This is a genomic window from Endozoicomonas sp. ONNA2 (genome assembly GCF_024606365.1).
In the GTDB taxonomy this organism is placed as follows: Bacteria; Pseudomonadota; Gammaproteobacteria; order Pseudomonadales; family Endozoicomonadaceae; genus Endozoicomonas.
Window position 1 is genome coordinate 1 of record NZ_JAHHPO010000920.1, and the last position, 1,310, is coordinate 1,310.

At 46.0% G+C, this 1,310-nt stretch carries 3 protein-coding genes; 1 reads left to right on the forward strand and 2 read right to left on the reverse strand.

Going from position 1 to position 1,310, the window contains the following annotated elements; translation table 11 throughout:
• Positions 1 to 87 precede the first annotated feature (87 nt).
• On the forward strand, positions 88 to 282 hold the full coding sequence (locus tag KDK14_RS16350; protein ID WP_257266243.1) for a hypothetical protein: 195 nt from the start codon (positions 88 to 90) through the stop codon (positions 280 to 282).
• A 128-nt stretch (positions 283 to 410) separates the two neighbouring features.
• Here KDK14_RS16350 and KDK14_RS16355 read toward each other — a convergent pair whose 3' ends face one another.
• Together KDK14_RS16355 and KDK14_RS16360 are read right to left on the reverse strand one after the other, a co-directional pair.
• Positions 411 to 1,055 carry a hypothetical protein gene (locus tag KDK14_RS16355; protein WP_257266244.1) on the reverse strand — a complete coding sequence of 215 codons (645 nt, stop codon included), beginning with the start codon at positions 1,053 to 1,055 and terminating at the stop codon, positions 411 to 413.
• Positions 1,056 to 1,121: 66 nt separating this feature from the next.
• The coding region (locus tag KDK14_RS16360; RefSeq protein ID WP_257266245.1) for a hypothetical protein at positions 1,122 to 1,310 on the reverse strand (189 nt) is incomplete at its 5' end.

Sequence of the window (1,310 nt, forward strand, 5' to 3'; positions counted from 1 at the left end):
AAATAAACTTTCTCTGTATCATGACGTACGATCAGTGGTAATCAGGTAATATTTTCGGTGAGTGATCATTGCTGAGGTGCATTAAATGTGAGCGAGCTGTATTTTTTGGGTGTGTCGGGCACCGAAGACATGCATAATTCCAGTCAATTATTCAGGCAAACCGTCATGCCCCTGGGGCTGGCTCAACAAGGGCCTCGGTTGTTCCTGGTCTGCCGGTTCAAGGGTTATGACGATGAACGAAATCTGGCGATGCACAGGATGTTATCCGCTCACTCAACCTGAAGATCAAACGTACATTGAGCATGAGGACTGCTATGAAATCAGCGCCACCGCTATGGACTCTCTCCAGCTCAAGTTCTGGATTAATAGTTTCGGTAATTATATTGATTCACATAGCGGGCAGTGGCCGTTCAATTTATACCCTGAGAGTTTGGCCATTTACAAAGCACCACAAGATCTTTGGAGCATAGTTTACTGGTATAGCTTTCAAGGGCAATTGGCGGCATACATATACTGCCACCTGAAGAAGTATATCCACCAAGAGAGCTGCAAGTACCTGCATCCATACGAACGCACACAGATTGATCAATATACTGTCGCCAGACAAGCCCTCGATTGATACATTCAAGGGTGTTTTTTGCGCCATGGTAAAGTATGTTTCCTGAGTGCTCAATCAAGCTAATGATTCCATGATAGACTAATTCGGCCATCTGTTCGGGCGGTCTCTGATCCGGGTAATTGCAATAAATATCATTGTCATCAGGGGTATGCATTCCGTAGTAAGCTCTGGCTTGGTCGGCATTTAGGCATATTGGACCAATTGATCGTTCACTTAATGACGGCTGTTGAACACTGCTTTGGCTGCTAGCCAAATAATACAGTGCTCCCATAATGCCTATTGCTGAACCGACAGCCAGCGCAACACACCTGCGACTGGAAAAAGCCCTGGTTTTATTTTGTGAGGAGTCACTCCTGTCAGACTTTTGCTCGTGGGCAGCCAGCCTTGATGGTCGATTCTGACTCACTGCATCGGCTCGATAATTTATGTTGTGCATTTCAGGGATCCCATAAAATATTGATACTTAAGTCATGCGGTGCAGTTGCCTGCCAATTAGATAGAGTTAATTCCCAAGAAAAAGTTCCCATTGCTTGCTGATATTTCGATCCCGCAACACAGGGATCACCAGGAAGCTTTCAAGAACTTCTGCACCCCAACCCGGATATTTCATTAAGGAGCCGTCCTGAAATAACTTCGAGATTTCTACAGACGCCACCCGCGCCCGCTTCCCGAAAAGCTGGAACCACTTGTG